Here is a 23029-nt window from a genome sequence, read left to right as displayed (position 1 = left end):
CATGGCTGCTGAGTCCGCCGCCTTCACACCGCTCACCCTGCCCGTGCTGCCGCTCGACGACGAAGTGGTCCTGCCCGGAATGGTCGTCCCCCTGGACCTGAGCGACGCCGAGGTACGGGCCGCGGTGGAGGCGGCCCAGGCTGCCGCCAGGTCCGAGCCCGGCAAGCCCCGGGTCCTCCTCGTCCCGCGCGTCGACGGCACCTACGCCAAGACCGGCGTCCTCGGCACGGTCGAGCAGGTCGGCCGCCTCGCCGACGGCGATCCGGGCGCCCTGATCCGGGGCCGGCACCGGGTGAGCATCGGTGCCGGCACCACCGGCCCCGGCGCCGCCCTGTGGGTCGAGGGCACACGCGTCGACGAGACAGTGCCCGACCCGCTGCCCGGCCAGGTCACCGAACTGGTGAAGGAGTACAAGGCACTGGCCACCGCCTGGCTGCGCAAGCGCGGCGCCTGGCAGGTCGTGGACCGCGTCCAGGCCATCGAGGATGTCTCCGCGCTCGCCGACAACTCCGGCTACTCGCCCTTCCTCACCACCGAGCAGAAGGTCGAACTGCTGGAGAGCGCCGACCCGGTCGAGCGCCTGAAGCTCGCCACCCGTCAGCTGCGCGACCACCTCGCCGAACAGGACGTCGCCGAGACCATCGCCAAGGACGTCCAGGAGGGCGTCGACAAGCAGCAGCGGGAGTTCCTGCTGCGCCGCCAGCTGGAGGCCGTGCGCAAGGAGCTGCGCGAACTCAACGGCGAGCAGGAGGGCGAGGAGTCCGACGACTACCGCGCCCGCGTGGAGGCCGCAGACCTGCCCGAGAAGGTCCGCGAGGCCGCCCTCAAGGAGGTCGACAAGCTGGAGCGGTCCTCCGACCAGTCGCCGGAGGGCTCCTGGATCCGCACCTGGCTCGACACGGTTCTGGAGATGCCGTGGAACGAGCGCACGGAGGACGCCTACGACATCCAGGGCGCCCAGGCGGTGCTCGACGCCGAGCACGCCGGCCTGGAGGACGTGAAGGAGCGGATCACCGAGTACCTGGCCGTGCGCAAGCGGCGCGTCGACCGGGGCCTCGGCGTCGTCGGCGGACGGCGCGGGGGTGCCGTACTGGCCCTGGTCGGTCCGCCCGGCGTCGGCAAGACGTCCCTCGGCGAGTCCGTCGCCCACGCGATGGGCCGCAAGTTCGTCCGCGTCGCCCTCGGCGGCGTGCGCGACGAGGCCGAGATCCGCGGCCACCGGCGTACGTACGTCGGCGCGCTGCCCGGCCGGGTCGTGCGGGCGATCAAGGAGGCGGGCTCCATGAACCCGGTCGTCCTCCTCGACGAGATCGACAAGGTGGGCTCGGACTTCCGGGGCGACCCGGCCGCCGCCCTGCTGGAAGTCCTGGACCCGGCGCAGAACCACACCTTCCGGGACCATTACCTGGAGGTCGAGCTGGACCTGTCCGACGTGGTCTTCCTCGCCACCGCGAACGTCCTGGAGGCCATCCCGGAGGCCCTGCTCGACCGCATGGAGCTCGTCCGCCTCGACGGCTACACCGAGGACGAGAAGATCGTCATCGCCCGCGACCACCTGCTCCCGCGCCAGCTTGAGCGGGCCGGGCTCGACGGCGACGAGGTGAAGGTCGAGGAGGGCGCGCTGCGCAAGCTGGCCGGGGAGTACACCCGGGAGGCGGGCGTGCGCACCCTGGAGCGGTCGATCGCCCGGCTGCTGCGCAAGATCGCGGCCCAGCACGAGCTGGGGGAGCGGGAGCTGCCCTTCACGATCACCGAGGACGACCTGCGCGCCCTGATCGGACGGCCGCACCACGTGCCCGAGTCCGCTCAGGACCCGGCCGAGCGCCGCACGTCCGTGCCGGGCGTCGCGACGGGTCTCGCGGTCACCGGGGCGGGCGGTGACGTCCTGTACGTCGAGGCGTCGCTGGCCGACCCGGAGACGGGCGCGTCGGGTCTGACCCTGACCGGTCAGCTGGGCGACGTGATGAAGGAGTCGGCGCAGATCGCGCTGAGCTTCCTGCGCAGCCGCGGCGCCGAGCTGGAACTGCCGGTGGCGGACCTGAAGGACCGGGGCGTGCACATCCACTTCCCGGCGGGCGCGGTGCCGAAGGACGGTCCGAGCGCCGGCATCACGATGACCACGGCGCTGGCCTCGCTGCTCTCCGGGCGACTGGTCCGCACCGACGTGGCGATGACCGGCGAGGTGTCGCTGACCGGCCGGGTCCTGCCGATCGGCGGGGTCAAGCAGAAGCTGCTCGCGGCGCACCGGGCGGGCGTCACCACGGTGATCATTCCGAAGCGCAACGAGCCCGACCTGGACGACGTCCCGGCGGAGGTGCTGGACAAGCTCGACGTCCACGCCGTCACGGACGTCCGGCAGGTCCTCGAGCTGGCTCTCGCACCTGCGTCGAGTGGTGCGGAGCCGGAGGTTCCGGTCGCGGTGTGACGGACTCGTGGCCGGACGGGTGAAGGGAAGGGCCCGGACTCCGCCAACTGCATCCGCGCGGAGTCCGGGCCTTCGCCGTACGCGCCGGGAGCGTCAGCCGTTCGCCAGCGCCCGGACGCGGTCCAGGGCCCCGTTGAACTTGTTGTGGTCCCCGACCGTCGGCCCGGACGAGGTGTACTGCCACATCGTGTAGTACGGCCAGCCCGCCGGCAGCGTCCCCACCGTCGAGGCGTAGCGGGCGATCCACAGCGGGTTGTTCGCCGCGAAACCGCCGTAGTTGCCGGTGCACTGGGTCCACCAGCTGGTTGCCGTGTAGATCACGGCGTCGCGGCCGGTGCGGGCCTTGTAGGTGTTCAGGAAGTCGCGGATCCAGGAGACCATCTGGCTCTGCGTCTTGCCGTAGCAGGTGGCCCCGTACGGGTTCCACTCGATGTCCAGCGCGCCCGGCAGCGTCTTGCCGTCGCGGGACCAGCCGCCGCCGTGGTCGACGAAGAAGTTGGCCTGGGCGGCGCCGCTCGTCGTGTCCGGCGTGGCGAAGTGGTACGCCCCGCGGATCATGCCGACGTTGTACGAGCCGTTGTACTGCTGGGCGAAGTACGGGTTGGTGTAGTACGTCCCCTCGGTGGCCTTGACGTAGGCCCACTTGACCCCGCTGTTCCACAGGGTCGACCAGGCGACGTTGCCCTGGTGGCTGGAGACGTCCACGCCCTCCGTCTGGGTGGCGCCGCCCGGCACCGGCGTGCCGTGCCGCCCGTCGTGCTCCAGGACGCCCATGCCCATGTGGGCGGAGCCGCGGGGCGGGGTGTCGGCGTCCGGCGAGGAGTGGGCGGGGACGGTGAACACCAGGGAGAACGCGGCGAGCAGAATCCCGGTGACGGCGAAGCGCCGCCCGCGGGCCGATCCCGATCTGTGCACGAGCATGACGTGCCTCCGATGGCTCGGTGGTGCTCGGTGGGGGTTACGCGGGTGGGGAGAGACCGGGCGGGACGTGCCGGTGTGGCGTGCGCATGCCATCCGCCTGGCCCGGGAAAACGCTACGCACGTAGAACGGCGGGTGGGAAGAGGGGCCGGGAGCTGCCGTTGGTCTAAGCCTGCGAAATACTTGCCGAGCTGCGGTGATGGCGTCCCGTGGCGGAAACTTTCAGGACCGGGAAGATCGAGGCAGGGGCTGACGTGCACGAGGACGGGAACGGCGACGGTCGCGGAGTCGAATCCGCGGTGACCGGCAGTGGTGTGAACCAACCGGAATTCCTCGCGCTGGAGCGGGAGTTGACGGTGCTGCTGCGGCGGGCCCGGGCCAACCAGGGCGAGATGGCCCGCGAGGTCCACCCCGACCTGGAGTCGTCCGCGTACGGCCTCCTCGTGCGACTCGGCGAGTGCGGCGGCCAGCGGGCCACGGAGCTCGCCGCCTACATCGGCGTCGGCAAGGCCACGATGTCCCGCCAACTGCGCGCCCTGGAGGAACTCGGCCTCGTCGCCCGGGAACCCGACCCCGCCGACGGCCGGGCCTGGCTGGTAACCCTGACCCCGGAGGGCAAGGCCCGAGTCGGCCGCGTACGCGAGGCCCGCCGTGCCCGCTACGCCCGCCGGCTCGCCGACTGGGACCCGCGCGAGGTGACCGAACTGGCCCGGCTGCTGCACGAACTGAACCGGGGGATGGAGAGGTAGCGCCGGCGAGCGCCGCCGCCCTCGCGCGCGTTCAGAGCTCCGCGTACGCCACCGTCGCGTCGTCGTGCGTCTTGCTGCGGCCCAGGTACGTCCGCGAACCCGCCGCGTCCGCGCGCTCGAGCTCCCGTACCCGGTCCACCAGCGCCCGCGCGCCCTGCTTGCGCACCAGCGCCAGGAAGTCCGTCCAGTCGCCCTCGCGGAACGTCTCCACCCACCGCCCGGCCCCGTCCGTCAGCGCCGCCAGCGTCCGCACCTCGGAGCGCGGCAGCACCCCCGTCACCGCCCGCGCCGCCACCGACGGGTCGGCCGCGGCCGTGAAGAAGCCGCCCTCCTTGTTGCGGTAATGGGCGTCCACCAGCGCGTCCGTGGCGAGGGCCGAGCGGGGCAGCCGGGCCAGCCGGTCGTCCAGGACGGCCGTGACCGTGCCGTCGGGAGCCTCCACCAGCAGGGCGGAGTCGGACAGGACCAGGTACTCGACGGACGCGGGTGACCAGCGGGCCAGCACCACGGTTGCCTGGGGCGTGCGCGGGTGAGAAAGGTCACAGGTTTCCGCGTGTGCCGCCGAGGTACGCGAGACGGCGCGGGACAGGGCTTCGGCGAGGGGAACATCCGGGAGTGAAACGGTCAGTTCGGTCAGTGCTCCGCCGAGGCGCGCGGTGAACCAGGGTACGGAATGCAGACAACCCGTCTCGCTCCTCGGCGGCGTCACGCCGTCCAGCACGACGAGCGAACCACCCTGTCCCGAGGCCGGTAGTCCGACGCTCGCGAAGTCCTCGTTGGGGTGGTCGGCGAGTCCGGGGTCCGAGACGAGTTCCGTGCGCATCCAGCCAGTCTGCACGACCCCTTCACGCTGTCCGCGAAAGGTCGGCACCCGCCGCGGGATGCCCCGGAATCGACGCTGTGGCGCAGGTCAGACGCCGCTTTTGGGTTGGAATACGACACTCCGTCAATGCGTGGCGGCACATAGTGCCACTGCCCGTCGCAGACGTCCAACCGGCGCGCCCCGCGGGCGAGTCGCAAGAGCCACCGGAACTTGCCCCCCAACTCCCGTCCGAGGTTCACTCCTTCGGGTGGCGGGTCGGATGATGCGCGCCCACCGCCCACCGGCACTGGGAGGGTCGGGGACCGGTGGCGGGCCTGCCCTGCTCACGCGGTGCCCCCGTCCGGTGCGCAGTCGGCGGCCGGGGAGCAACCCGGAGCGTGGCGGAGGGTGCACGCGCCGACCGGCCAGTTGACGGAGCGCCACCCGCGCCCACGGGTACACGAGTCAGGAATGCGAGCACCGGTGCAGAAGACGCGGCCTCGTCGCAAGGACAAGCAGACGGCCCCCGCGAGGAGCGCGGAGCGCACCCCGGGCACCTCCACCCCGGCGCCGTCGGCGGTTCCCGTCGGCAACGGCCGCCCCACCCGCGTACGCAATCGGCTCGTCGTCGCCGTGGCGGTCGTGGCCGCCGCGGTCGCCGGAGCCGGAGCCCCGTCCGTGGTGGCCGCATCGGGGCAACTGCACGACTCGCAGGAGCTGGTGACACTCGCCGAACGGACCCAGGGAGCGCTGGCCCTCGCCCACTCCCTCGCCGACGAACGCGACGAGGTCACCCCGTACATCGCCGCCGGACGCCCCGAGTCGAAGGCGCCCTCCGAACAGCGCAGCGCCCGCGTCGACCGGCAGGTCGAGGAGTTGCGGGCCGACACCGACACGCCCGCCTCCCTGCGCGAGGACCTGGACGCCATCGCCGCCCTGCGCCGGGCCGCCCTCACGGGCAAGAGCACCGCGCTCGAGGCCCACGAGGCGTACTCGGAGGCGATCACCGAACTCCACGCGCTGGCCGAGGAGCTGGCCGAGCAGATGCCGCCCCGCGCCGGCGCCGGGGCGTACGCCTTCGCCGAGCTGGACACCGCCGTCCAACAGGCCTCCGCCACTCGCGGACTGCTGCTCGCGGCCCTCAACGTGCCGAGCAGCACCGAGACCGTCATCGACCCGATCACGGGCCTGCCGACGGAGACGACCACCTCCTCCGGTGCCGACGCCGAGCAGCGCGACGCGCTCGCCGCCGCAGCCCAGCAGGCCCGGGTACGCTCCGACGCCGCCCTCGCCGACTTCCGCGAGGGCGCGCCCAAGGAGGCGCGGGACAGTTTCGACGCCACGGTCGCCGGCCCCGAGGTCAACTCCGCCGACAAGTACCTCGCCGATCTCACGGACGAGCCGACGCTCTCCGACGACGACCTCGACACCAGCGTGAAGCGGCTGGACGCCGCGCTCTCCGCCCGGATCGACGCCATGCGCGGCGCCGAGTCCGCCCTCTACGAGAAGCGCGTCACCGACCTGGAGAAGCTGCGCGACGACGACGTCACCACGCTGGAGATCCGGATCGCCGCCCTCGGCGCCCTGCTCCTGCTCGCCGTCGGCATCGCCACCGCCATGGCCCGCACCCTCACCCGCCCGCTGTCGGTGCTGCGCCGCGGCTCGGCCCGGCTGGCGGACGCTCAGGACCCGGCTGCCGAGGAGGCCGTCGCGTTCACCGGCCGCAACGACGAGTTCGCCCAGGTCGTCCGCTCCGTCAACGCCCTGCACGCGCACGCCGTCACGCTCGCCGAGCGCGTCAACACCCTGGAGTCCGACCGCAAGCACCTCGTCGGCCAGCGGCAGAAGATGGCCGACGCCCGCGAGGAACTGCGCGCCGAACTCGACCGGTCCGCCGCCCAGCTGGAGGTGGTCCGCAAGAGCATCGGCTCCACCTTCGTGAACCTGGCGCTGCGCACTCTCGGCCTGGTCGAGCGGCAACTCGCGGTCATCGAAAGCCTGGAGGAGCGCGAGCAGGACCCGGACCGCCTGGCCACCCTGTTCAAGCTCGACCACTTCGCCACCGTCATGCGCCGGCACAGCGAGAACCTCCTCGTCCTCGCCGGTACCGAGCACGTCCAGCACAGCGCCTCACCGGTGCCGCTGGTCGACGTGGTCCGGGCCGCGGTCAGCGAGATCGAGCGGTACGAGCGGGTCCGCATCGCCGCGCTGCCGCCGCACGCGCACGTGGCCGGCTTCGCCGCCGACGACCTCTCCCACCTGCTGGCCGAGCTGATGGAGAACGCCACCTCCTTCTCGCCGCCCGACCTGCCCGTCGAGGTCTCCGGCTGGCTGCTGGAGAACGGCGAGGTGATGCTCTCCGTCCAGGACGAGGGCATCGGCATGGCCACTGAACGCCTCCAGCGGCTCAACGCCCGCCTCACCGACTTCGACCCGGCGGCGCCGTACGACCAGGAGGGCGACGACGGTCTCGGGCTCGGCCTGTACGTGGTGGCCCGGCTCGCCCACCGGCACGGGGCGCGGGTGCGGCTGCGGGAGCAGAAGCAGGGCGGTGTCGCTGCCGTCGTCGTGCTCCCGGCCCCGCTGCTCGCGGCGGCACCGCCGGCCGCGCTGGCCCCGAGCGTGCAGATGACCGACACGGGTTCCTTCTCCCTGCCGGGCGCCGACGCGGAGGCCAACTCCAACGTCCTGCACGGCCGTGCGGAGAAGGGTGAGCACAAGGACGCGGACCCGCTGGTCGCCTCGGCGGAAGAGGCCGTACGGCGCGCGGAGACGGACGGGACGGAAGAGGCTCACCGGACCGTCATCACCGACGAACCGGAGGGCACCGAGACGACGCCCGAGCCGCAGCCGGAGCCGCGCCCGGCCGCGGAACCGGAACCGGTCCCGGACCCCGCATCGGCGCCGGACCCCGCAGCGGAACAGGCACCGGACACGGAACCGGGCACCGGGGGCGCCCCAGGCCACGACCTGCCCGACGACCCCACCATGACTCTCCTGATCCCGGCCCAGGCAGGACCGCAGGACCGGGACAGGACACCGGGACCGGAGCCGACACCGGAGCAGGAGTCCACACCGGATCCCGAACCCACCCACGCACCTGAACCCACCAGCGCACCGGAACCCACCCCAGACCCCTACGCCATCGGCCCCGACGCCCACGACCGCACGCCGGACGAGGGCACGTCGCGGACGGACGAGGCCACAGGCAGCGAACAGGCCGACCCCGTCACCGACAAGGGCCTGCCCAAGCGGACCCCGAAACTCACCACCCCCGACGCGGCACCGAGGCCGCGCACGTCGGGTTCCGTCGACGCCGAGGCACTCCGCCGTCGCCTGGGAGGGTTTCGCCTCGGTGCGGAAGCCGGCCGCCGCGACGTCGAGGCGGAGATCGCCGACCGGACGGAGCAGCACGAGGCGCCGTCCGCCGCAGCGGGGACAACCGAGCAAGCCACGGGGGGCACTGTCGAGGAGGCAAGCAGTTGACCGCGCCCAGTACCTTCGGACTGAGCAGTGAAGCCCGCAATCTCCACTGGCTGCTGACCAATCTCGTCGAGGAGGTGCCCGGCATCCAATCGGTGGCGGTGGTCTCCTCCGACGGCCTGCTGCTCCTCTCCTCCGACCAGGAAAGGAACGACGCGGCACGCGCGGCACAGACCGTGCGCCGCACCGGCCCGCGCGGCTCCGCCGCCGACCTCGCCACCGTCGTCTCCGGCGTCGGCAGCCTGACCATCGGCGCCGCCCGGCTGATGGAGTTCGGCAACGTGAAGCACACGATGGTCGCCATGGACGAGGGCAGCCTGTTCGTGATGTCGATCAGCGACGGCTCGCTGCTCGGCGTGCACGGCTCCGCGGACTGCGACATGAGCGTCGTCGCGTACCACATGGCGCTCTTCGTCGGCCGCGCCGGCCACGTCCTGACTCCCGAACTCCGCAGCGAGCTGCGGAAATCCCTGGAGTCCGAGTCGTCCGAGTCGACGGGGAGCGCCTGATGAGCAGCAGTCCCGGAGAGAACGGCCGGGGGAGCCTCCCCGTACGCGGCGCCGACCGCAAGCCCGCCCGCGTACGCCCCTACTCGCTCACCGGCGGCCGCACGCGCTTCGGCCACGTCCTGCTCGTGGAGACGTTCGTCGGCGCGACGGCCGGCACCGCCGCGCTGGACGCCGCCGAGGAGCGCAAGGAACTGACGAACGGCGGCCTCACCTCCCGCGTGATGCCGGAGATGCGGGCCATCGTCGAACTGTGCCGCCGCATGCGTACGGTGGCCGAGATCGCCGCGTTGCTGAAGATGCCGCTCGGCGTCGTCCGCGTCCTCATCAGCGACCTGGCGGACCAGGGAAAGATCCGTGTGTACGGCACCGGAACCGGCCACGGAACGGGCCGTCCGGACCGCGCTCTGCTCGAAAGGGTGCTCAGTGGACTCCGTCGTCTCTGACGCCGCCGCCTACGGCGTCTCCCCGCTCGTCGACCCGGACGAGACCATGCAGCCCTGGCAGGCGGACCGCACGCGCGCGCCCATCGCCACGAAGATCGTGGTGGCCGGCGGCTTCGGCGTCGGCAAGACCACCCTGGTCACCGCCGTCTCGGAGATCACGCCCCTGCAGACCGAGGCGCTGATGACCGAGGCGAGCGAGGAGACCGACGACCTCACCGCCACGCCGGGCAAGCTCACCACCACCGTGGCCATGGACTTCGGCCGCATCACGCTCGACGACGACCTGGTGCTCTACCTGTTCGGCACGCCGGGACAGCAGCGGTTCTGGTTCATGTGGGACGACCTGGTGCGCGGCGCGATCGGCGCCGTCGTCATGGCCGACACCCGCCGCCTCAAGGACTGTTTCCCGGCACTGGACTACTTCGAGAGCTGCGGACTGCCGTACGTCGTGGCGGTGAACCACTTCGACGGCAGCGAGCTGTTCGAGGCGGAGGACGTGCGGGAGGCGTTGACGATCCCGGCGCACATACCTGTAATGATCATGGATGCGCGCCGTCGAATCTCGGCCATCGAGACCCTCTTGTCCCTCGTGGGCCACGCGCTCGACGAAACCCCCGAGTAGCCCACCCCGAGCAGTCCCTTTAGGAGCGTCCCCGCATGCGGAAGATACTCGTCGTCGGAGCCGGCCAGTCCGGTCTCCAGCTCGCCCTCGGCCTGCAGTCGCACGGCTACGAGGTCACCCTGATGTCCAACCGGACCGCGGAAGAGATCCGCACCGGCCGGGTCATGTCGACGCAGTGCATGTTCCACACGGCGCTCCAGCACGAGCGCGACCTCAAGCTGAACTTCTGGGAGTCCCAGGCCCCGAAGATCGAAGGACTCGGCGTCTCGGTCGCTGCCCCCGGCTCCTTCGACCCGGGCCCCTCGCAGCGCGCGATCGACTGGCTGGGGCACCTCGACGGCTTCGCGCAGTCGGTCGACCAGCGGGTGAAGATGGCCGGCTGGATGGAGACCTTCGCCCAGCGCGGCGGCCAGCTCGTCATCCACGGCGCGGCCGTCGGCGACCTGGACTACTTCTCCCGCGCCTACGACCTCGTCCTCGTCTCGGCGGGCAAGGGTGAACTGGTCCAGATGTTCGGCCGCGACGCCTCCCGCTCCCCGTACAGCGAGCCGCAGCGCGCCCTCGCCGTCGCCTACGTCCACGGGATGGGCCCGCGCCCGGAGCACCCGGAGACGGAGGCCGTGCGCTGCAACCTGGTGCCGGGCGTCGGCGAGATGTTCATCATGCCGACCTTCACCACCTCGGGCCGCGCCGACATCCTGTTCTGGGAGGGCATACCCGGCGGCCCGCTGGACGCCTTCAAGGACGTCAAGGACCCCTGGGAGCACCTCTCCCTGACCCTGGAACTCATGAAGAAGTTCCTCCCCTGGGAGTACGCGCGGGCCACCAAGGTCGAACTGACCGACGCCGGCGGCACCCTCGCCGGCCGCTACGCCCCCACCGTGCGCAACCCGATCGGCCGGCTCCCCGGCGGCGGCGCGGTCCTCGGCGTGGCCGACGTGGTCGTCGCCAACGACCCGATCACCGGCCAGGGTTCCAACTCCGCCTCCAAGTGCGCCGCCTCCTACCTCGCCTCGATCCTCGACCACGGCGACAAGGAGTTCGACGAGGCCTGGATGCAGCAGACCTTCGACCGCTACTGGGGGACGGCCCAGCACGTCACCAAGTGGACGAACACCATGCTCGCCCCGCCGCCCGAGCACGTCCTGAACCTGATCGGCGCCGCCGGTCAGCTCCAGCCCGTCGCCGACCGCTTCGCCAATGGCTTCAACGACCCCGGCGACTTCGAGAACTTCTTCTACGACCCGGCGAAGACCGAGGGCTACCTGATGGAGGTCTCGGGCGCCGCGGGCGCGTAGGCGTCGGCGTACCCCTCGTCGGACCCGTCCGTCGCCCCCGCGGGGAGCCGCGGCGGCGTGTACCGCCGCAGCGGCTCCCCGCCGGGATCGGGCCGTACGGCGCCCAGCACCGGGTTGGCGGCGATCGGTGACACCTTGACCTCGGCGCCGGGGCGCGGCGCCTGGACGACCATGCCGCCGCCGAGGTACATCGCCACATGGGTGGCCTCGGGGAAGTACACGACCAGGTCACCGGGGCGCAGCTCACCCAGCGGGACGCGCTCCAGCCGGGCCCACTGCTCCTGGCTGGTCCGCGGGATGGGCGTCCCGGCCCGCTCCCAGGCCACGGAGGTCAGCCCCGAGCAGTCGTAGGACGCCGGACCCTCCGCGCCCCACTCGTACGGCTTGCCGAGCTGCTCCACCGCGAACCGCACCGCCCGGTCGCCGCCGGCGGAGGGCTTGTCGTCGTCGCCGAGCGCGCCGGAGGCCATGAACCGCTCCTGCTCCTCGGCGATCCCGTTCTTCTCCAGCTCCGCCAGCGCGGCCAGCTCCTCCGGGGTGAGCGAGGCGAGCAGCTCCTCGACGGCGTGCAGCCGGTCGCGGACGTGGTCGCGCTGTTTCTCCTGGCTCTCGGCGAGGGAGACCTGCCGGTCCAGCGCCTCCCGCGAGCGCCGGGCCAGGTCCTCGACCTTCTTCTCCTCGCCGGTCAGGCGGCCCACGGTCTCGACCCGTTCGCGGGCCAGCCGGCCGATCACGTGCCCCTGGTCGAGCGCGTGCTGCGGGTCGCGGGCCAGCAGCAGTCGCAGGTACGGGGAGAGGTTGCTGCTGTTCTGGTACTGCTGGCGGGCCAGCCGTCCGGCGGCGCCGCGGCTGTCGTGGAGGGACAGCCGGGTCCGTGCCAGCTCCGCGTCCAGCCGTTTGACCTCGGCGCGCTGCTCGCGCAGGCGCTGTTCGGTTCCGTTGTAGGCCTCGGTGGCCTTCTCCGCCTCCCGGTACAGCTGCTGAAGGTCCGTCAGCAAATTGGCCACGGAGGGGTCGTCGCCCCTGCCGGGCTCAGGGGCGGCGGCGGTCGGTACGGGCGCGAGGGCGATCCCGGCCGCCACCGCCGCCGTACACGCCAGACGAAGAAGTCTTCCTGACACGTCATCACCTCCGACGCGGGCGGCCCGTCCGCTCCGCACGGCGAGCATGTGCCGTGGTCGCCGGCTCCGCGCGCCGAGTGTGCGCGGTTCGGCGCAAGGGGGTCACCCGTCGGCGTCGTCCGGCTTGCCTCGCGGCGTGGCGTCTGGATCGGCGGCGGGCCCGGTGCCCGGCCCGAGGTCCGGTCCGGTGTCCGGCTCGGACCAGGGCCACTTCCGGCCGGAACCTCTTTTGCCCCCGGGGTCGTACACGTACTTCCAGCGGGCGAACCGCAGCCCGCCCCGGGCGTCCCGGGGCTCCCTCCGGTACACGAACACGGTGGGCCGGCCGCCGTCCGGGGCGGGCACCGGGATGCGGTAGGTCTTCGGCGGGTGCCCGGTCATCCCGACGAGCACGGGCAGCACCCGGCCGTCCATCGGGCCGCCCTCGAAGGGGGTGTCTTCGCTCTTCACGGCACCAGTGTCGGTGATCGGCCGCCCGGTGGCGGAGGGCCGTCGGCCGATGTCACAGAAGCGCAGGCCGGTGTCAGAGGTCCGCCGCCAGCGCTTCGACCAGCGCCGCGGTCTGCGGGTCGCGGCGGGCGGTGACCGTCAGCACGGCGAGGAACTGCTCCACCAGCCAGTCCCGCATCTCGTCGAGCGACGGCTGTTTGTCCTCGTCCAGCCACATCAGCGACGCCGCCTCCACCGCCGTGATCCACATCCGGACGGTCATGTGCAGCCGCGGGCCGGGTTCGGCGACGTCCAGGTGGCTCATGATGTGCTCGGCGGCGGCCCGGCGTACGCCGTCCACGATGGAGGAGGTCCGGGAGGTCTCGGCCACGCTGCCGCCGCGCAGCAGGGCGCTGAAGCCGGTGTCGTGCTCGTCGACGAAGGTGAGATAGCGGTCCAGGGCCCGGGACAGCCGCGCCAGCAGCGGACCCTCGCGGGGCTCGTCGAAGCAGAGCCGCAGCTCGTCGGCGGCCGACCGGAGCGCGGCCTCGTACAGCTGCTGCTTGCCGCCCGGGAAGTACCGGTACACCAGCGGCCGCGAGACCCCGGCCTGCTCGGCCACGTCGTCCAGGGAGACCTCCTCCGGCGGCCGGTGTGCGAAGAGGGCGAGCGCGGCCTCCAGCAACTGGACGCGGCGCTCCTCGACGCTGAGCCGGCGGTAGGCGGGGGTGGGGGCCTGCGGGGTCATGCCCCGCAGCGTAACCCGCGGACCCCGGCGGCCACCCACGCCGACGGAACGGACCGGCCGTTCCCGGGAGCTCTACGCCAGCAGCCCCGACGACCGCCACATCCGCCGCCCGACCCCGCGCAGCACCCCGATGTCGTCCAGGAAGTCGGTCAGGCGCTTGGCGCCGGTCTGCATGATGTCGCGGCGGTGGCCGCTGGCCTTGACCTGCGCCACGGCCTCGCGCTTGTCGAGACCGACGTTCGTGTAGACCTCGGGATTGACGAAGGCCACGGAGAAGACGCGGGCGAATTCGCCGGAGGTGAGCCGGGTGAACTCCCGGGACCACTTCGGCGCGGTCACCATCTGGCGGCGCAGCTCCTCACGGGCGTAGCGCACGTGCCGGGACTCCTCCACGACGTGGATGCGGGTGACGCCCCGGATCAGCGGCTGGACCCGCTCGTCGGGGAACGTCAGCCGCTGCATCCAGTCCAGGACCTCCTCGCCGAGCAGGGTGGCGGTGAAGGAGCCCGGCGTGGTGGAGATCGTCTTGAAGAGGCGGCCCAGGTTCTGGTGGACGGGGCTCACCGGGTACCACGGGGTCTCGCCCCGGGATATCAGCCGGGCGAACATCTTCGAGTGCCGGCACTCGTCCTCGATCTCGGTCAGCGCGTACCGCACGTGCGCGCTCGTCGCCGCCTTGTCGTAGATGTGCCGGACCAGCAACTGCATGAGGATCAGCTCGAACCAGATGCCGAGCGAGGCGAGCGCGGCGGCCTCGTGGCGGGAGAGCAGAATGCGCTGTTCCTCGCCCATCCGCTTCCACATCGGGGTGTCGTACAGCGATACGAGCTCCGGCGGCCAGAACCACTTGCCCTCCTCGAAGGGGGCGTCCCAGTCCAGCTCCTCGTCCGGGTCGAAGGAGTGCCTGGCGGAGGATTCGAGCAGTCGCTCGGCCACCTGTTCCCGGTCCTTGAGCAGGCCCAGCGCGTCGCGCAGGCCCTCGAGCGCGTCGGCTTCCGTCAGGGTCCTCATGGCTGTCCCACCTCGTCGTGCTACCCGGGGTCACTCTGACTCGCTCCGACTTATGAGACTGCTCGTCAGCAAGCTCGTCAATCCCTTGGGCAGGACTTGTTGACCGGGCAGTCGGACTCCGGCGCATGGGAGCGATCACGAGCGCCGGACGCGACTACGGGCTGGACGACGACTACCAGTGGCCCCGTCCGCCAGAGGGCGGCTGGACGGCGGACGACCTCGACGAGCCTCCCGACCTGCCTCCGCACACGGAGCTGACCGACGGGAGCCTTGTCTTCGTGAGTCCGCAGACCAACTGCAACTCACGTGTCATCCGGCTGTTGGACTAGCGCGCTGCCTGCGCAGGCGCCGGAGGAACCGGATGTCGTCCGGGAGATGGCCATCAAGCTCAACAAGCGCAACCGCCCAGAGCCCGACGTTCTCGTGTTCCGTGCGGATGCTGACACTGGTCCGAAGCAGACCTGGTACCTGCCGGAAGACGTGGTGGTTGCTGTCGAGGTCGTATCGGAGGGCCGGAGGACCGGGACCGAGAGGTGAAACCGCGGAAGTACGCGCAGGCGGGTATTCCTTGCTACTGGCGTGCTGAAGAGAACGGAGGGCTTCCGGTTGTCTGCGTGTACGAGATCGACCCTGTCACCCGGGCGTACTGTCTGACCGGCGTCTTCCACAACCGCCTCACACTTACCGTCCCCTTCCTCAACGACATCGACCTCACCGCCGACCGCCGCCGCTAGACCGAGCACCCCAAGCCCGCCGGCACCTCACCCACGACCGGTACCGATGTGCCCGCCGGGAACGACGTCCGCAACGTGAACGCGTACGGCGTTGGCCCGTGCGCCCGCAGGTGCAGCAGCCGCTCCTCCGCCTCCGCGACCGTCGGCCGGTGGCCCGCCGGTACCCACCACAGGGTCGTCATCGCCTCGGAGACCCGCTCGAACCACTCCCTGCGCCGCGCCAGCATCTCCCGGTGCCGCCCCTGGTACATGAACGCCGTCAGGGCGTTCGCGTCCCGCCACACCGACATGTTGATGATCAGCCAGGAATCGTCGAAGACCGCGATGTCGGTCGCGTCCCCCTCCTCGCTCTGCAGCCGCCACACGAACCCGTCCGCCGCGTCCGCGTCGGCGTTCACCGGGTCGAGCGAATCCACAAAGTCCTTCAACAGGGGAGTGTCGAGTGGGGCCTTGAGGCGGGCGATGTTGACCTGGGCAAGTTCGTACGCGACGGTATCAGTCATGTACCGAACGGTAGGTCGGGCGCCCGGCGCGACGATACCCCCGTCTCACCCACCGAGCACCGCCTCCATCACCCCCCGCGCGATCGGTGCCGCCAGCCCGCCCCCGCTGACGTCCTCCCGGTCGGCCGCCGAGCCCTCCACCACCACCGCTACCGCCACCTTCGGCTCCAGGTCCCGCTCGCCCTGCGCCCAGGAGACGAACCAGGCGTACGGCGTCCCCGAGTTGCCGACGCCGTGCTGGGCGGTGCCGGTCTTGCCGCCGACGACGGCGCCGCGGATCGCCGCGTTCGCGCCGGTGCCGTTCTCCACCACGCCCCGCATCAGCTCCTTCAGGCGCGACGCCGTGGACGGTCGCATCGCCTCCCGGGAGGGTCGTGACCCGGCCGTCGCCACCAGGCTGCCGCCCGCCCGCTGGGTCCGCTCCACCAGGTACGGCGGGCGCACCTGGCCGCCGTTGGCCACCGCCGCCGCCACCATCGCCATCTGCAGCGGCGTCGCCCGCGTGTTGTACTGCCCGATCGAGGCGAGCCCGAGCTGCGCCCGGTCCACCGAGGTGTCGAAGGTGGACCGCGAGACCGCGAACGGGATGCGCAGCCCGTCGTCGTTGAAGCCGAACGCCTCCGCCGTGGCCGCCATGTCACGCACCCCGACATCCACGCCGAGCTTGGCGAACACCGTGTTGCAGGACCACTCGAACGCCTCCCGCAGCGTGGCGTCCCGGCAGCCGTCGGCCTCGTCGGTCAGCCGGGTCCGGGTGCCGGGGAGGGTGTACGGGTCGGGGGAGCGGGTCGGCGCGTCGAGGTCCCGGATCACGCCGGCGTCCAGGGCCGCCGCGGCGGTGACCACCTTGAACGTCGACCCGGGCGGATAGGTGCGGCGCACCGCCCGATTGAGCATCGGCTTGTCCGGGTCGCCGTTCAGGCGCGCCCAGGTCCGGGTGGCGTCCGCGCTGTTCCCGGACAGCAACTGGGGGTCGTACGACGGGGTGGAGACCAGAGCCAGCACCCGGCCGGTCGACGGCTCCACCGCGGCCACCGCGCCCTTGCGCCCGCCGAGCCCCTCGAACGCCGCCCGCTGCGCCGCCTCGTCGATCGTGGTCACGACGTCGCCGCCCGGGTTGTGGGTGCCCGTGACGTCGTTCCAGAGCGGGAGCGGCGCGAGCATCGGGTCGGCGCCGGACAGCAGCCCGTCCTCGGCGTGCTCCAGCAGGGTCGTCCCGTACGCCTGAGAGGCGAAGCCGGTGATCGGGGCGTACAACGGCCCGTCCGCGTACGTCCGTTCGAAACGCAGGTGTTCGCCGGTGTCCCGGGAGCCGGTGACACGCTCGTCGCCGACCAGGATGTCCCCGCGCGGCTGCTGGTAGCGGGCGATGTCGGGGCGGCGGTTGGCCGGGTTGTCGTCGTACTCCGGGGCCTGGACGATCTGCACTCGGGCGGCGTTGACCAGCAGGGCGACCAGCAGCAGCGCGCAGAACGCGGCGGCGTGCCGGATGTGCCGGGTCACGGGCCCGCCTGGCGCCGCGCCGCGTGGCTCACCCGGATCAGCAGCGCCACGATCGCCCAGTTGGTGACGACCGACGAGCCGCCCTGCGCCAGGAAGGGCATCGCCATGCCGGTCAGCGGGATCAGCCCGGTCACGCCGCCCGCGATGACGAAGACCTGGAGCGCCACGATCGAGGAGAGGCCGACCGCGAGCAGTCGGCCGAAGGGGTCGCGGGCGGCGAGCCCCGCCCGGTAACCGCGTTCCACCAGCAGCGCGTACAGCAGGAAGATCGCGGTCAGGCCGAGGAAGCCCAACTCCTCCCCGGCGGTCGCCAGGATGAAGTCCGACTTGACGGCGAATCCGATCAGGACGGAGTGCCCGAGGCCGAGACCGGTGCCGGTCACCCCGCCCGCCGCGAAGGCGAAGAGGGACTGGGCGAGCTGGTTGGGTCCCTGTCCCGCCTCGATCGAGGCGAAGGGGTGCAGCCAGTCCTCCACCCTGCTGTGCACGTGCGGCTCCAGCCAGCCCACGGCGACCGCGCCCAGCGAGGCCAGCAGCAGGCCGACCGCGATCCAGCCGGTGCGGCCGGTCGCGACGTAGAGGAGGACCACGAACAGGCCGAAGAAGAGGAGCGAGGTGCCGAGGTCGCGTTCCAGGACCAGGACGCCGACGCTGACCAGCCACACCGCGAGGATGGGACCGAGGACGCGGCCCGTGGGCAGTTGCAGCCGCCACACCCTGCGGCCCGCGTACGCCAGCGCGCTGCGGTTGGCGGCCAGGTAGGCGGCGAAGAAGACGGCGAGGAGCACCTTCGCGAACTCGCCGGGCTGGATGGAGAAGCCCTCGACCCGGATCCAGATGCGGGCGCCGTTCACGGCCGGGAAGAAGATCGGCACGGTGAGCAGGACGAGGGCGGCAGCGACGCAGACGTAGGCGTAGCGCGTCAGCACCCGGTGGTCGCGCAGGAGCAGGACGACCACGATGAACAGCGCGACGCCCAGCGTCGACCACACCAACTGAGTGGGGGCCGCCCGGTCGCCCGGCGTCTCCAGGTCGAGCCGGTAGATCAGCACCAGACCGAGGCCGTTGAGCAGTACGCCGATGGGCAGCAGCAGGGGATCCGCGTACGGGGCGCGCAGTCGCACCGCCAGATGGGCGAGGACCGCGAGCACGCCGAGCCCGGCGCCGTAACCGGCGGCGCCGGGCGGGAGGGCGCCGTGCTGGGCGAGACCGACGTTGCAGTACCCGAACACCGACAGCAGTACGGCCATCAGGATCAGCGCGAGTTCGACGCCCCGGCGCCGGGGGAGCCGGGCGACGGGAGCGGGCGTGTCAGCCTGAGCCACGGTGATTCCGGTACCGACCTTGGTCATGTCCGGAACTTACCCAAATGGTGTGGTGTTGAGGGCGTTCGCATCAGCACCAGCGCGGCGCGGGACCGATGTTGTCGATGTATCGGGCCGCGCCCCAGGCCCAGGTGCCGTCCGTGAGCAGGTACCAGAGGGGGTTGCCCTTCACCTTGTCGCCGGGAACCTTGCAGTAGATGTGCACGGTCTCGCCCCGGTGGGCGTAGCGGATGACCTGTGAGCCGCGGGTCGGCGAGGTGCGCAGGGCGAGCCGGTCGGCGGTGACCACACCCCGGTACCGGCCCTGTCCCTGGTGGCTGTCACCGCCGCCCCGGTCGTCTCCGTTTCCGCCTCCGTTCGTGCCGGTGGGGGAGCTGCCGGAGCCGGAGTCGCGGCCCCGGTCGTCGTTCGCGACGGCGGGCGTGACGGCGACGGCGGTGGCGAGCGCCCCGGCGGCGACCGCGGTGGCCAGGCCGCGGAGAAGGGATGAGCGCGAGGACGGTGCGTTCAGCAGGGACATGGGAGTACCTCCCGGGGAGCGGACGGGGCGGAAGCAGGGAAGGGATGAAGAAGCTGAAGGGTCGAAGGTGACTGATCGCCACATTAGGAGTGGCGGGCGAGGTCTGCCCGTCGCACTGCGCCATCGGGGCGTGGGCCCCGTCCGTCCGGGCGGCTCAGGGCTGCTGAGGCAGGGTCAGGGTCGCCAGCGCCCCGCCGTCCGGCGGGTTCGCGAACTCCAGCCGGGCGCCCAGCACCTCCGCCTGCCCGAGCGCGATGGTCAGCCCGAGACCGTGCCCCTTGGTCCCGCTCTCGGTGCGGAACCGCTGCGGCCCGTGGACGAGGAGGTACTCCGGATAGCCGTCCCCGTGGTCCCGTACGGTGATGACCGGCCCGTCCACGGTCAGCACCACCGGCGCCCGCCCGTGCCGGTGCGCGTTCGCGACCAGGTTGCCGAGCACCCGCTCCAGCCGCCGCCGGTCGGTCTCCACCCGCGCGTCCCGCACGACCTCCACGCGCGTGCCGGTCCCGGAGCCCCGTACGACCCGTGCGGCCAGGTCGCCCAGCGCCTCCGGCTCCGTCTCCAGCCGCTCCCGCCCGCTGTCCAGCCGGGAGATCTCCAGCAGGTCCTCGGTGAGCGTGCGCAGGGCGGCCACCCGGTCCCGCACCAGCTCGGTCGGGCGGCCCGGCGGCAGCAGCTCGGCCGCCGCGTGCAGGCCGGTGAGCGGGGTGCGCAGCTCGTGCGCCACGTCCGCGGTGAACCGCTGCTCGGCAAGCAGCTTGCCCTGCAAGGACGCCGCCATGGAGTCCAGCGCGGCGGCGACGGAGGCCACCTCGTCCTGCGGGCGGGACGGGTCCGACGCCCGGGGGTCGCCGACCCGCGCGTCGAGGTCGCCCGCGCTGATCCGCCGGGCCACCCGCGCCGTCGCGTGCAGTCGCCTGGTCACCCGCGTCACGGCGAACGCGCCGACCAGCAGCGTCGCCCCGATGGCCAGGCCCGACGACCACACGATGGCGCCGTCGAGACCGTCGATGGTGCGCTCGCCCTGGGTGTGGTCGACCCGCACCGCGAGCGCCCGGCCACCGGCGGCCGGACCCGCCGCCCACATCGTGGGGCGCCCGTCGTACTCGGCGACCATCGTGCCGCGCCGGCCCGACACGGCCAGCTCGCGCAGCGACTCGGGCAGCCCCGGCGGATCGACCCCGGCGCTCCGCCGCAACGGGTCCCCGGCCTCGTAGGCGTCCGTCGCCTCCCGCAGCCGGGCCAGGGCGGTGTCGCGGGCCTACCCGACGGTCTGGTCGGTCACCGAGACGTGCACCAGGACGCCGAGCAGCGCGGCGAGCGCGCAGCACATCACGGTGATGAAAACCGCCGCCTTCACCGCGAGCGGGCCGGTCCACCGGGGAAGGGCGAGCCTCACCGGGCGCTCGTCGACGGGGGCACGGACCCGGACGGGGACGGAGCGGGGGACCAGGACGGGGACGGTGGCTTCCTGTGCTTGCCCCCGTCGTCCGTGGGCAGCATCTCATCGCTCGTGAGCAGCATGGCTCGCTGGTCGGGGTCCCACGTCCACTGGAGCCGGTACTCGTAGCCCGCGACCTCCGACGGCGAGCGGACGATCACCGCCCGCCCGGCAAGCTCCACCGCGCTCACGGCGTCCTCGTAGGACATGACCCGTACCAGCCGGTTCCTCTCGACGGTGTAGACGCGCACGGCGGTCATCTTCGCGGGCAGCAGCCTGAAGCCCAGGGCCATCTCGGGGCGTCCGTCGCCGGTCAGATCGCGGTAGTACGGCCTGAGCACCGGACACCGGCCGCTCCCGGCTCCCGCGCCGCAGTCCGCCATCCGGTCGGCCGTTTCGCGGTACGGCGCCCGCGCGCCCTCGTAGTCGTCGGGGTGTGCGGCGATCTCGGCCCGTACGGCGGCCACCGGGTCCGCCCGGCGGATGTCGCCGTCGGGCACCGTGACGCCCCTGACGGCCTCGTTGTCGATCTCGCCGATGTCGTAGGCCGGACTGGACGCCGGCGTCAGGTCGGGCCAGAGCCGGGCCGGGCTCTGCGCGGCCGGTGTCGCGCCCGCGCTCCGCAGTTCGCCCGCGTCACCGCACGCGGCCAGCACCCCGGTCGCCGTCACCGCCGCGAGCAGCGCCAGGACGGCTGGGACGCGGGCGGGGCGCCCACGGCGGCTGGGGACCACTGCACTCCTGGCCTTCGGTGATCATTCGTACGGAAGTCCATTTTGCGCGCGGGCCCGTGCGGCGGGCTACTCGGACAGCTCTTCCAGCAGCCGCACGGTGTCCAGGCCGGCCCGCAGGTACTCCACGAACAGCTCGTTGTGCAGCGCCCACGGCGAACGCCGGGCCCGGATCAGCCGGATCGCCTCCTCGGCGGTGCTGCCCCGGCGCATCAGCGTGTGGGCGACGACGAGGCCGGAGCGGTTGTAGCCGTGGTAGCAGCGGACCAGAACCCTGCGGTCGGCGTCCAGTGCCTCGCCCGCGGCCTCGGCGAGCCGGATCACCCCCGCCAGCTGAGTGCCGTCGAGGGGGTCGTCGGGGATCGGCCACACATGGTGCTCGACACCGGCGTCCGGCCCGTGTCCGGGCAGCCGCAGCAGTGTCTGCACGAGGTCGAACTCGTCCCGCACGACGACGGGCTCCAGACTCCCGGCCTGCCGCCGGCACTCGTGCCCGCCCATCCACAGTCCCGGCACGATCTCCGTCCACGGCCGGCCCGGAGCCGGTACGTCGGGTCCACTTCCACGGGTACGCAACGGCGCCTCCCCACCCCGCCCGAGGATCTTCCCAACCGCTGTCAAAGGTAGCCCGGTTCTTGCCCCCGCAGCACCCCGCCTGTTCCCATGGTCGTGGGGTGATGGCGCATGAACGGACTGCGTGTCGTACCGACCTGGCGGCACGGTCAGGAACGGCTGTACGTCTGCCTCCCGGACGGCGGGAACGTCGCCTGGTACGACCGCGAGACGGCCCGCGTCAACCTGTTGCGCGACGACCGGGAGGGTGAGGTCCTCGAAGCGCTGGGCCCCTTCCTCACCGGCCCGGTCACGGTCGGCCCGCCGCCGGTCCCGACCCCCGCCGAGCTGGCCCGGCTCACCCTGCACCCGGACGACGACCTCGCCCCCAACCGGCCCGGCGAGGCGCTCCTGATCGCCCTGGAGCGCGAGCCCGGCCCGGCGCACCGGCTGCGCCCCGATCCGCGGCGCCGGGCGTTGACGGCCGAGCAGGCGGCGGGAGGGGTTCTGGACCGCCTCGACGGCGCCGGCTGGCGCACCCTGCACTCCGTCCCGCTGCCCGGCGGCGACCGCATCCACCACCTCGTGATCGGCCCCGGCGGCCTCTTCGCCGTGCACGCGCTGCCCGCCCGCCGGCAACGCGTCCACGTCACCGACCCCCTGGTCACGCTGGGCCGCCGCGAACCCCTCCCCCTGCTGCGCCGGGTCCGCGCCGGTGCCGACCGGGCCTCCTACGCCCTGACCGCGGAGGTCCACGCCGTCCTGGTCCTCGTCGACCCGGCGGACGTGACCGTCCGGGAACCGCCGCGCTCGGTCCGCGTCCTCACCGACGGGGAACTGCCGGAACTGGCCCGCCTGGGCGGCATGCTCAAACCGGCGGACGTGGAGGCCCTGCACGCCATGGCCCGCGACCGAGCCACGTGGACGCGCGTCTGAGGCGCGGCGGGCGGAGGGCTGGCCGGGCGTGAGGTGAGGAGCCCCGCCGTCCGGCAGGGGCCGGCCCCTGCCGACCGGGACACCGTCCGGCGGGCGGACGGTCCCGTGCGTCCGGCAGCGGGCGCCGTGCGCGCGGTCGGGACCGTGCGTCCACGGGAGGGCGGCCTGTGCATCCGTGCGGCGCGGTGCCGGCCGGCGGCGTCACGCGCGGCGGGTGCGGGGCGT

20 protein-coding genes and 2 pseudogenes are annotated in these 23029 nt (G+C 72.6%); 9 read left to right on the top strand and 13 right to left on the bottom strand.

Annotated features, from left to right (window positions below; genetic code table 11):
* The first annotated feature begins 1 nt into the window (after position 1).
* Entirely contained in the window at positions 2-2425 is a 2424-nt protein-coding gene (gene lon / locus IE142_RS18545; RefSeq protein WP_191886807.1) for an endopeptidase La, read from the top strand.
* 93 nt (positions 2426-2518) lie between these two features.
* On the opposite strand, the gene IE142_RS18540 is transcribed toward lon, so the two are convergent.
* Complete coding sequence (locus IE142_RS18540; protein ID WP_043379994.1) at positions 2519-3346, bottom strand: lysozyme; 828 nt, start codon at positions 3344-3346, stop codon at positions 2519-2521.
* Between the two features lie 252 nt (positions 3347-3598).
* On the opposite strand from IE142_RS18540, the gene IE142_RS18535 reads away from it, so the two are divergent.
* Positions 3599-4093: a MarR family winged helix-turn-helix transcriptional regulator gene (locus tag IE142_RS18535; RefSeq protein ID WP_100046680.1), complete on the top strand. Its 495-nt coding sequence runs from the start codon at positions 3599-3601 to the stop codon at positions 4091-4093.
* Between the two features lie 31 nt (positions 4094-4124).
* Here the strand turns inward: IE142_RS18535 and IE142_RS18530 are convergent, their stop codons facing one another.
* Positions 4125-4916 (bottom strand): protein phosphatase 2C domain-containing protein, encoded by a 792-nt coding sequence (locus IE142_RS18530; protein WP_191886806.1) that lies wholly within the window; start codon positions 4914-4916, stop codon positions 4125-4127.
* A gap of 462 nt (positions 4917-5378) precedes the next feature.
* Here IE142_RS18530 and IE142_RS18525 point away from each other — a divergent pair, with 462 nt between their 5' ends.
* From IE142_RS18525 to IE142_RS18505, 5 genes are read left to right on the top strand one after another with little or no spacing between them, the layout of a single operon-like run.
* Positions 5379-8381 (top strand): sensor histidine kinase, encoded by a 3003-nt coding sequence (locus IE142_RS18525; RefSeq protein ID WP_229830654.1) that lies wholly within the window; start codon positions 5379-5381, stop codon positions 8379-8381.
* Positions 8378-8887 (top strand): roadblock/LC7 domain-containing protein, encoded by a 510-nt coding sequence (locus IE142_RS18520; RefSeq protein ID WP_191886804.1) that lies wholly within the window; start codon positions 8378-8380, stop codon positions 8885-8887. The genes IE142_RS18525 and IE142_RS18520 overlap by 4 nt, the downstream gene beginning before the upstream one ends.
* On the top strand, positions 8887-9330 hold the full coding sequence (locus IE142_RS18515) for a DUF742 domain-containing protein (protein ID WP_043379982.1): 444 nt from the start codon (positions 8887-8889) through the stop codon (positions 9328-9330). Before IE142_RS18520 ends, IE142_RS18515 begins: the two co-directional genes overlap by 1 nt.
* A complete protein-coding gene (locus IE142_RS18510; RefSeq protein WP_179342542.1) occupies positions 9311-9952 on the top strand; it encodes a GTP-binding protein in 642 nt (213 codons plus the stop codon). The genes IE142_RS18515 and IE142_RS18510 overlap by 20 nt, the downstream gene beginning before the upstream one ends.
* 35 nt (positions 9953-9987) lie before the next feature.
* Positions 9988-11250 (top strand): styrene monooxygenase/indole monooxygenase family protein, encoded by a 1263-nt coding sequence (locus IE142_RS18505; RefSeq protein ID WP_191886803.1) that lies wholly within the window; start codon positions 9988-9990, stop codon positions 11248-11250.
* Here the strand turns inward: IE142_RS18505 and IE142_RS18500 are convergent.
* From IE142_RS18500 to IE142_RS18485, 4 genes are all read right to left on the bottom strand, one after another.
* Positions 11214-12371 (bottom strand): C40 family peptidase, encoded by a 1158-nt coding sequence (locus IE142_RS18500; RefSeq protein ID WP_191886802.1) that lies wholly within the window; start codon positions 12369-12371, stop codon positions 11214-11216. The genes IE142_RS18505 and IE142_RS18500 overlap by 37 nt on opposite strands.
* A gap of 102 nt (positions 12372-12473) precedes the next feature.
* Positions 12474-12821: a DUF8847 domain-containing protein gene (locus tag IE142_RS18495; protein ID WP_191886801.1), complete on the bottom strand. Its 348-nt coding sequence runs from the start codon at positions 12819-12821 to the stop codon at positions 12474-12476.
* A 73-nt stretch (positions 12822-12894) separates the two neighbouring features.
* Entirely contained in the window at positions 12895-13548 is a 654-nt protein-coding gene (locus IE142_RS18490) for a TetR/AcrR family transcriptional regulator (protein WP_191886800.1), read from the bottom strand.
* 72 nt (positions 13549-13620) lie between these two features.
* Complete coding sequence (locus tag IE142_RS18485) at positions 13621-14559, bottom strand: AurF N-oxygenase family protein (RefSeq protein WP_191886799.1); 939 nt, start codon at positions 14557-14559, stop codon at positions 13621-13623.
* Between the two features lie 125 nt (positions 14560-14684).
* On the opposite strand from IE142_RS18485, the pseudogene IE142_RS18480 reads away from it, so the two are divergent.
* Positions 14685-15293, top strand: a pseudogene (locus tag IE142_RS18480) (Uma2 family endonuclease).
* Here IE142_RS18480 and IE142_RS18475 read toward each other — a convergent pair.
* From IE142_RS18475 to IE142_RS18445, 7 genes and pseudogenes are all read right to left on the bottom strand, one after another.
* Complete coding sequence (locus IE142_RS18475) at positions 15290-15796, bottom strand: DUF3291 domain-containing protein (protein WP_191886798.1); 507 nt, start codon at positions 15794-15796, stop codon at positions 15290-15292. The pseudogene IE142_RS18480 and the gene IE142_RS18475 overlap by 4 nt on opposite strands.
* A gap of 45 nt (positions 15797-15841) precedes the next feature.
* On the bottom strand, positions 15842-17299 hold the full coding sequence (locus IE142_RS18470; RefSeq protein ID WP_043379966.1) for a penicillin-binding transpeptidase domain-containing protein: 1458 nt from the start codon (positions 17297-17299) through the stop codon (positions 15842-15844).
* Entirely contained in the window at positions 17296-18651 is a 1356-nt protein-coding gene (locus tag IE142_RS18465; RefSeq protein WP_191886797.1) for an FtsW/RodA/SpoVE family cell cycle protein, read from the bottom strand. The genes IE142_RS18470 and IE142_RS18465 overlap by 4 nt, the downstream gene beginning before the upstream one ends.
* Before the next feature lie 43 nt (positions 18652-18694).
* A complete protein-coding gene (locus IE142_RS18460; RefSeq protein WP_191886796.1) occupies positions 18695-19144 on the bottom strand; it encodes an SH3 domain-containing protein in 450 nt (149 codons plus the stop codon).
* A gap of 154 nt (positions 19145-19298) precedes the next feature.
* Positions 19299-20543: pseudogene (locus tag IE142_RS18455) on the bottom strand (ATP-binding protein).
* Positions 20540-21319 (bottom strand): hypothetical protein, encoded by a 780-nt coding sequence (locus tag IE142_RS18450; protein WP_191886795.1) that lies wholly within the window; start codon positions 21317-21319, stop codon positions 20540-20542. Before IE142_RS18450 ends, IE142_RS18455 begins: the two are co-directional and overlap by 4 nt.
* Before the next feature lie 66 nt (positions 21320-21385).
* Positions 21386-21892: a protein-tyrosine phosphatase family protein gene (locus IE142_RS18445; protein WP_191886794.1), complete on the bottom strand. Its 507-nt coding sequence runs from the start codon at positions 21890-21892 to the stop codon at positions 21386-21388.
* 108 nt (positions 21893-22000) lie between these two features.
* On the opposite strand from IE142_RS18445, the gene IE142_RS18440 reads away from it, so the two are divergent.
* Positions 22001-22804 (top strand): nuclease-related domain-containing protein, encoded by an 804-nt coding sequence (locus IE142_RS18440; RefSeq protein WP_191886793.1) that lies wholly within the window; start codon positions 22001-22003, stop codon positions 22802-22804.
* Positions 22805-23029: the final 225 nt, after the last annotated feature.

Source organism: Streptomyces mutabilis (assembly GCF_014649815.1).
Lineage (GTDB): Bacteria > Actinomycetota > Actinomycetes > Streptomycetales > Streptomycetaceae > Streptomyces > Streptomyces mutabilis.
Note: the sequence above shows the minus strand (reverse complement) of the source record. Positions and strands in the feature narration are given on the sequence as shown.

Excerpts from the sequence above, each read along its gene's own strand:
- IE142_RS18530 (WP_191886806.1), bottom strand. The coding sequence starts at position 4,916 with ATGCGCACGGAACTCGTCTCGGACCCCGGACTCGCCGACCACCCCAAC.
- lon (WP_191886807.1), top strand. The coding sequence starts at position 2 with ATGGCTGCTGAGTCCGCCGCCTTCACACCGCTCACCCTGCCCGTGCTG.
- IE142_RS18490 (WP_191886800.1), bottom strand. The coding sequence starts at position 13,548 with ATGACCCCGCAGGCCCCCACCCCCGCCTACCGCCGGCTCAGCGTCGAG.
- IE142_RS18515 (WP_043379982.1), top strand. The coding sequence starts at position 8,887 with ATGAGCAGCAGTCCCGGAGAGAACGGCCGGGGGAGCCTCCCCGTACGC.
- IE142_RS18505 (WP_191886803.1), top strand. The coding sequence starts at position 9,988 with ATGCGGAAGATACTCGTCGTCGGAGCCGGCCAGTCCGGTCTCCAGCTC.
- IE142_RS18465 (WP_191886797.1), bottom strand. The coding sequence starts at position 18,651 with ATGACCAAGGTCGGTACCGGAATCACCGTGGCTCAGGCTGACACGCCC.
- IE142_RS18485 (WP_191886799.1), bottom strand. The coding sequence starts at position 14,559 with ATGAGGACCCTGACGGAAGCCGACGCGCTCGAGGGCCTGCGCGACGCG.
- IE142_RS18540 (WP_043379994.1), bottom strand. The coding sequence starts at position 3,346 with ATGCTCGTGCACAGATCGGGATCGGCCCGCGGGCGGCGCTTCGCCGTC.
- IE142_RS18460 (WP_191886796.1), bottom strand. The coding sequence starts at position 19,144 with ATGTCCCTGCTGAACGCACCGTCCTCGCGCTCATCCCTTCTCCGCGGC.
- IE142_RS18475 (WP_191886798.1), bottom strand. The coding sequence starts at position 15,796 with ATGACTGATACCGTCGCGTACGAACTTGCCCAGGTCAACATCGCCCGC.
- IE142_RS18440 (WP_191886793.1), top strand. The coding sequence starts at position 22,001 with ATGAACGGACTGCGTGTCGTACCGACCTGGCGGCACGGTCAGGAACGG.